The sequence below is a fragment of the Methylobacterium sp. 2A genome (assembly GCF_009806555.1).
Lineage (GTDB): Bacteria > Pseudomonadota > Alphaproteobacteria > Rhizobiales > Beijerinckiaceae > Methylobacterium.
On record NZ_VUOK01000052.1, the window covers coordinates 148,953 to 155,764 of the forward strand.

Below are 6,812 nucleotides of genomic sequence, written 5' to 3' on the forward strand. Positions count from 1 at the left end.
TTTTCCCGAATTGCCACAGAGACCGCAGAGAACCAAATAATATCGACGTAAGACTCGAGGTTCGTCTGGATTTAAGCACATCAATCGATCGGTAATTTGGGTGATAACTGAGACGGGGGGCGACGCGCGGGCGCAGGGCATTCCATTCGCCGAACGGTACAGCTTGGACGATGCGTAGGCAGATCGCGGTTGGCTCCCTCGTGAGCCTGATGTCTTTGATGAGTACGGCGCTGGCCCAGACCGTCCCGCAGAAGGATGGTATCGACGTCTTGAGCGGGTTCCTGAACCTGCCGCGATCGACCTATCAGCAGGCCCTGCAGGTCACGGTCGGGTTCAACGCAAGCCCCTCGAAGGAACGGCTCGATCAGGCGGTCTACGATGCCGCCCTGTTCGACTATGCGGGCTTCGGAACCAAGATCAACGCCCTGATGCTCCGCGCCTTCAACGATCCGGCGTCGCCGGGCTACGGGGTCGTGCGCTTCGTCGACAGCATGGGCTCAACCCGGGTCGGCAACGACACGACTTGGCTGCGGATCTACTATGGACAGATCAACACCTACGGCAGCGTGTTCGGTCTGACGACGCCCGGCGTCCCCAACCCGCAGGGCAACCCGCGGCCGTATCAGGTGAACGACCAGATCCACCTCGATCCGCGCTATGGTGCGGGCACGTACAATTCGGGATCCTACCCGAGCGGCCACGCGATGAACGCGAACGTCCAGACACTGCTCTACGCGGTGATGGCGCCCGAACTCTATCAGCCGCTGCTGGCGCGCTCGGCGGAATCGCAGAACAGCCGCCTCATCCTGGGCGTGCACTACGCCCTCGACGTGATCGCCGGCCGGATCCTGGCGACCGAGGAGGTGGTCCATCTCCTCAACAACACGCCGGGCTACCTCCAGCCCGGGGAGGATTTCGCCAAGCGGGTCTCGGACGGTGCCGTGGCGCTGCACGCGTTCATCCAGGCGCAATGCGGTGTCAGCCTGCTGGACTGCGCCAACGCCAACCCGAGCGCCTACAGCGACAAGGCCCGGAACAAGGCGGCCTATACGGCGAGCCTGACCTACGGCCTCGCGCCCGTCGGCCGCACCGACCTGCCGCCGGTCGTGCCGGAAGGCGCCGAGGTGCTGCTCGCGACCCGCTTCCCCTACCTCACAGCCGCGCAGCGCCGCGACGTGCTGGCCACCACCGAGATCGCGTCGGGCCAGCCCCTCGACACCGGCACCGGCTGGGCGCGCCTGAACCTGTTCGCGGCGGCGGACGGCTACGGGGCGTTCAACGGTCCCGTCACCATCACCATGGATGCCGCCAAGGGCGGCTTCTCGGCCCTCGACAGCTTCGGCAACGACATCGGTGGAGCCGGCTCGCTCACCAAGGCGGGCACCGGCACCCTCGTCCTCACCGGCACGAACAGCTACGCGGGCGGCACCACCGTCGCGGGCGGCACCCTGGTGGGGCACGCCCAGGCCTTCGGCTCAGGTCCGATCACCGACAACGCCAACCTCGTCCTCGACCAAGCGACCGACGCCAGCATGGCCAACGCCATCGGCGGGACCGGCACGCTCACGAAGATCAACGCCGGCACCCTGGCGCTCACCGGCACCAGCAGCCTCTCGGGTCCGACCACGGTGCTCGGCGGCATGCTCAGGGTCAACGGCTCCCTGGCGAACTCCGTCGTCACGGTCGGCCCCGGCGCCATCCTCGGCGGATCGGGCACGGTCGGCGGCATCCAGGCGCTCGGCGGCGCCATCGTCGCCCCCGGCAATTCCATCGGCACCCTCACGGCCACCGGGCCGGTCGCCTTCGCGCCCGGGTCGACCGTCCGGATCGAGGCCAACGCGGCCGGTCAGTCCGACCGGATCGTCGCCGCCGACACCGCAAGCCTGGCGGGCGGTACCGTTCAGGTCCTGGCGGCCCAGGGCACCTACGCGCCGCGCACGCTCTACCCGATCCTCACGGCCCGCGGCGGTGTTCAGGGTCAGTTCGCGGGCGTCACCTCGAACTTCGCTTTCCTGACCCCGACCCTGCGCTACAACCCGGGAGAGGTCGATCTCATCCTCACGCGCAACGACCTGCCCTTCGCCAGCGTCGCCCGGAATCGTAACCAGGCCGCCGCCGCGACGGCGATCCAGGCCGGAGGCCCGGATCGTCCGGCCTATACCCGCACCATCGGCCTCAGCGCCGACGAGGCCGCCACGGCCTTCGGCGCCCTGTCGGGCGACGTCCACGCCAGCACGGTTTCGGCCGCCTACGAGACCGCGGCCTTCCTGCGCGAGACCGTTCTCGACCGGCTGCGCAACGCCGCCCCGGCAGCGCGCGACTTCGGCACGCTGGCCGCCAGCTACACCGCCGACCTGCCCGGCCGGCCCGCTGCCGTGACGCCGGTACCGATGCGCATCCTCGACCCGCAGGCCTTCGGACTGTGGGGCCAGGGCTTCGGCAGCTTCGGCCGAACCCGAACGGATGGGAACGCGGCCAGCCTCGGCCGCGACAGGGCCGGGCTGGCCTTCGGCGCGGACATGCGGGGCGAGAACGGCCTGACGTTCGGCGTCGCGGCCGGCTACATCTCGACCAGCCTGGACACGGCGGGCCAGCGCGTCTCGGGGACGATCGAGGGCGGCTTCGGCAGCGTCTACGGCGGCTACGCGGCCGGTCCGTTCGCCCTGCGTGTCGGGGCGGCCTATGCCGCGGACGGCCTGAACCTGCGCCGCACCGTCGCGGTCCCGGGCTTCACGGAGACGGAGGCCGCGCGCTACGGCGGCTCGACAATCCAGGGCTTCGGCGAACTCGGCTACCGGATCGCGCTCGGCGCCCTGCCGCCGGTCTTCAATGCGCCGATCTCGGCCGCCCTCGAACCCTTCGTGGGCGGCGCCTACGTGGACATCGCGCGCGATCGTTTCGCCGAGACGGGCGGCAGCGCGGCGCTGACCGGGGCCGCGCGGAATGCCGGGATTCCGACGCTGACCGCCGGCCTGCGGGGCGAGGCGAGCCTCGACCAGGCTTCCGAATCGCCCCTCTTGCTGCACGGCCTGATCGGCTACCGGCGTGCGTTCGGCGACGTGATCCCAGCCGCGCGGGTGGCCTTCGCGACCGGGCCGGGCTTCGTCACCGCGGGCCTTCCGATCGCCCGCGACGCGCTTGTGGCTTCGGCGGGCGTGGATCTGCAGGTCTCGACCGCCACGTCGCTGGGCATCTCCTATACCGGGCAGATCGGCACGGCATCCCAGGACCATGCCGTCAAGGGGGCGTTCCTGTACCGCTTCTGAGGCGTGGCCGTCACGACAAAGGCTCCGGCCGTCGCGCCTGCGCGGGGCGGCCGAACATCCGCGCTGGAACCGATCCGCCCGATCGACGATCCCGGTCTCGGCGTCCGGGCGATCAGGCGGCGATGTTGTCGGAGCCGGTTCCGGGACGAGCCCCGTCCCGCGTCGCAACCGGCCCATGGGCTGCGGCCCGGACATCGTCGGCTTCCCGTGCGATGGCGTCGGCGAGAAGCCGCGCCCGCCCCGCCCAGAGGTCCCGCTCGCCGCGCACGGCACCGATCCGCTCCTCGGCCGAGGCCAGGGCGATCCGGAGGGCGTCGATCTCGGCCCGCAGCTCGGTGGTGCGCGCCCGCTCGCTCGCGAGCGCCGCCTTGAGCACGTGGAGGGCGGCCTCGGTCCCATCCCGTGGCGCGGCGGCGCGGATCGGGGCCGCGGCCGGAGCCGATGCGGGCACCGGCGCCTGTGCCACCGCCTCCGGCCGCAGCTGGGCGATCTCCGCGCGCACCTGCACCACGTCGAGCGCCGCGACCGTGCGCGACGCCGCAGCCGGCGGGGCGGCCGCCGGGGCCGGGAGGCCCTCTTCCTCCATCACCAGCCCGTGCAGCATCGAAAAGACCCGGTCGCCGTCGAGGCGCGACAGGTCGAACCCGCTCTCGGCCGCGAGGCCGCTGAACCGGGCCTGCCCGCCGGCCGACTGGCCGACGAACGCCATGGACCAATTCGCGAAGCCGCGGCTCTCCGTCGGGCCGCATTGGAGGACCGTCACGTCGCTGTGGCGCAGGTCGCGCTGGATCCGCTCGAAGGTGGCCTCGACGCCGGCCCGCGGGCCTTCGAGCACCTGCGCGAAGGCGCCCCCGTTGAACATCAGCGCGCCGGTGACGCCGACCGCCTCGTTGTTGCGCCGGGAGGCGTCCAGGATCTGCCGGACCTCGGCGGTGACCTCGGCCTCCGGCCCCCGGAGCAGGTTCTTGCTGGCGTAGACGAGGCGGTAGAGGTCGGTCATGGCGATGCGTCCGGGGAAGGGGATCAGGCCTGCGGATAGGCGGCGAAGACCTGGAGCAGGTCCTCGGAGGGGACGGGGCGACTGATGAGATAGCCCTGGACGTCGGTGCAGCCCTCCAGGCGGATGCGCTGCATCTGCTCGGGCGTCTCCACGCCCTCGGCGACCGTGGTCATGCCGAGGCTCTTGCCCAGCCCCGCGATGGCGCGGATGATCGCCTCGCCGTCGGGCTTGGTGGCGAGGTCCTTCACGAACGAGCGGTCGATCTTGATCTTGTCGAAGGGGAAGCTGCGCAGGTAGCTGAGCGACGAGTAGCCGGTGCCGAAATCGTCCATCGAGACGCGCACGCCGAGTTCCCGCAGCCGGTGCAGGGTCTGGAGCGTCTTGTCGTTCTCCTGCAGCAGCACGCCCTCGGTGATCTCCACCTCCAGCCGCCGGGCCGGGAGCCCCGAACTCGCCAGCGCCGAGATGATCGTCTCCACGAGCCGGTCGCTCTTGAACTGCGCGGGCGAGACGTTCACCGCCACCGACATGTGCGCCGGCCAGGTCATCGCGTCCCGGCAGGCCTGACGGATCACCCATTCCCCGATCGGGACGATCAGCCCGATCTCCTCGGCGAGCGGGATGAAGTCGAGGGGGGAGACCAGCCCCCGGTCGGGGTGGCGCCAGCGGATCAGCGCCTCGCAGCCGATCAGCTTCTCGCTCTCGAGTTGCAGCTGCGGCTGGTAGTGCAGCTGGAACTCCCGGCGCGCGAGGGCCTGGCGCATGTCGAGTTCGAGCTTGCGGCGCGCCTGCATGCGCGCATCCATCTCGGGCTCGAAGAACCGGTAGGTGCCGCGCCCGTCGAGCTTGGCCCGGTAGAGGGCGAGATCGGCGTTCTTCAGCAGCCTGTCGGCATCCGCGCCGTCCTCGGGGGCCAGCGCCACGCCGACGCTCGCCCCGATGGTCAGGAGGTGGCCCTCGACCATGTAGGTCCGGCCGATCAGGTCGACGATCCGGCGGGCCAGCGCCTGCGTGCCGGCGGCATCGCGCACGCCGGCCTGCAGGATGACGAACTCGTCGCCGCCGATCCGCGCCACCGTATCGGTCGGCCGCACGGTGGAGCGCAGCCGGTCGGCCACCTTCTCCAGCAGCGCGTCGCCGATCGGGTGGCCGAGCGTGTCGTTGACCGGCTTGAACCGGTCGAGGTCGATCAGCAGCAGGGCGCAGGCCTCGCCGGTCCGGACCAGCCGCGCCAGGGCCTCCGCGAGGCGCTCGCGCAGGAGCAGCCGGTTCGGCAGGCCGGTGAGCGGATCGAGGCGGGCCATCGCGTCGGCCCGCGCCTCGCTCGCCTTGCGGGTGCTGACATCCTCCAGCGTCACCACCCAGCTTCCGCCCGCCACGGGTTGAAGCTCCGCCTGCACCGTGTGGTCGGCGCACCGGACTTCCAATGTGCGCGGCTGCCGCTGGTCGAGAGCGTGGCGCAGGGTATCGAGGATCGCGCGGCGGGCCTGCGGGGTCTCGCCGCGCAGGAGGCGCAGGAGCGGCAGGGCGGGGGCCTTCTCCCGCAGAGCCACGTTGAGGCTGGACAGGATCTGCCGCGCCGACGCGCTCGCCACGACGACCGAGCCGGATCGGTCGATCATCAGCAGGCCCTGCCGGACCGCATCGAGATAGCGAAGCAGGGTGTCGCGCCCCCCGGGATCCGGACGGCCCGGGAGCCCCGTGGTCCGGCTGGCAGCGGAGACGGGCTGAAAATCCGCGCTCATGCACGAGGCCTTGGGTCTGCCGGGCAGGGCCCGTGATCGGAGAACCCAGCGGTTCTATCGTCAGAGATCCTAACTTCCGGTTTCATTACCGGTGCTGATCAACCTGACATAGGTTAGCCGGGGTAAAGAGCCGTCCGGTTTCGAGTATTGCCGGCGAGCGGTCGCCGGAGCCGGGCGATCGCGGCAGCCGCGAGACAGCTGGACCCGGGGCCTTCGACCGAAGGTGGCGGCCCGGTCACGGCCGGCGCTTGGGCAGCCAGCCCTGGCACGCATGGGACAGCCCCGCGACATCCCGAGCCTTGCAGAATCGGTTCGACTGCGCCATATCGGGTCCATCGGCAGCGACGGAACGCCGTTCGCCGAAACCTCCAACCCTTCAGTCGACCATACCCGCTCCGGCGGGGCGTCGGCGTGCCGGAGCCTGATCCAGGTGCGGCGGAGGGATGGATGCCTCTCATCGAAGCACGTGCAGCCGGCCTTCGGGACGCGCTGTCGTGTTTGGCGGGAGTGACCTTGTTCCGAGGGGCTGCCGCGGGCGGTTCCTTCGCCGGGAAAAGGTCGGTTGACAGGGGGGTCGGGGTCAGCCTATACGGCGCCTCCCGACGCGGTGCCGAAGCAAAACGGCCCGGGTCGGACGGACTTCCCGAGGTTTAGAAAAGTAGATCTGGCGAAAGCCAAGGTGCTTGACTTCTCCTCGAAAGGTAATTACGAGAGTGATTACTGATCTTTGACAAGTTGTGATTGAGGAAGGGAGACGCGGGCGGCGTTTGTCCTTGCGGCCGGGTCGAGAGACCTGGCGTG

Annotated in this window: 3 protein-coding genes; 1 reads left to right on the forward strand and 2 read right to left on the reverse strand. The window is 70.4% G+C overall.

Features of this window, described 5'->3' with window-relative positions:
• Positions 1 to 218: 218 nt before the first annotated feature.
• On the forward strand, positions 219 to 3,266 hold the full coding sequence (locus FVE89_RS23485; protein WP_160536676.1) for an autotransporter domain-containing protein: 3,048 nt from the start codon (positions 219 to 221) through the stop codon (positions 3,264 to 3,266).
• A 112-nt stretch (positions 3,267 to 3,378) separates the two neighbouring features.
• Here the strand turns inward: FVE89_RS23485 and FVE89_RS23490 are convergent, their stop codons facing one another.
• Positions 3,379 to 4,266, reverse strand: coding sequence for a BLUF domain-containing protein (locus FVE89_RS23490; RefSeq protein ID WP_160536677.1), 888 nt, complete (start codon positions 4,264 to 4,266; stop codon positions 3,379 to 3,381).
• Positions 4,267 to 4,289: 23 nt separating this feature from the next.
• A complete protein-coding gene (locus FVE89_RS23495; RefSeq protein WP_160536678.1) occupies positions 4,290 to 6,011 on the reverse strand; it encodes an EAL domain-containing protein in 1,722 nt (573 codons plus the stop codon).
• Positions 6,012 to 6,812 lie beyond the last annotated feature (801 nt).

Coding starts and splice junctions, on each gene's coding strand:
- FVE89_RS23495 (WP_160536678.1), bottom strand. CDS start 6,011: ATGAGCGCGGATTTTCAGCCCGTCTCCGCTGCCAGCCGGACCACGGGG.
- FVE89_RS23485 (WP_160536676.1), top strand. CDS start 219: ATGAGTACGGCGCTGGCCCAGACCGTCCCGCAGAAGGATGGTATCGAC.
- FVE89_RS23490 (WP_160536677.1), bottom strand. CDS start 4,266: ATGACCGACCTCTACCGCCTCGTCTACGCCAGCAAGAACCTGCTCCGG.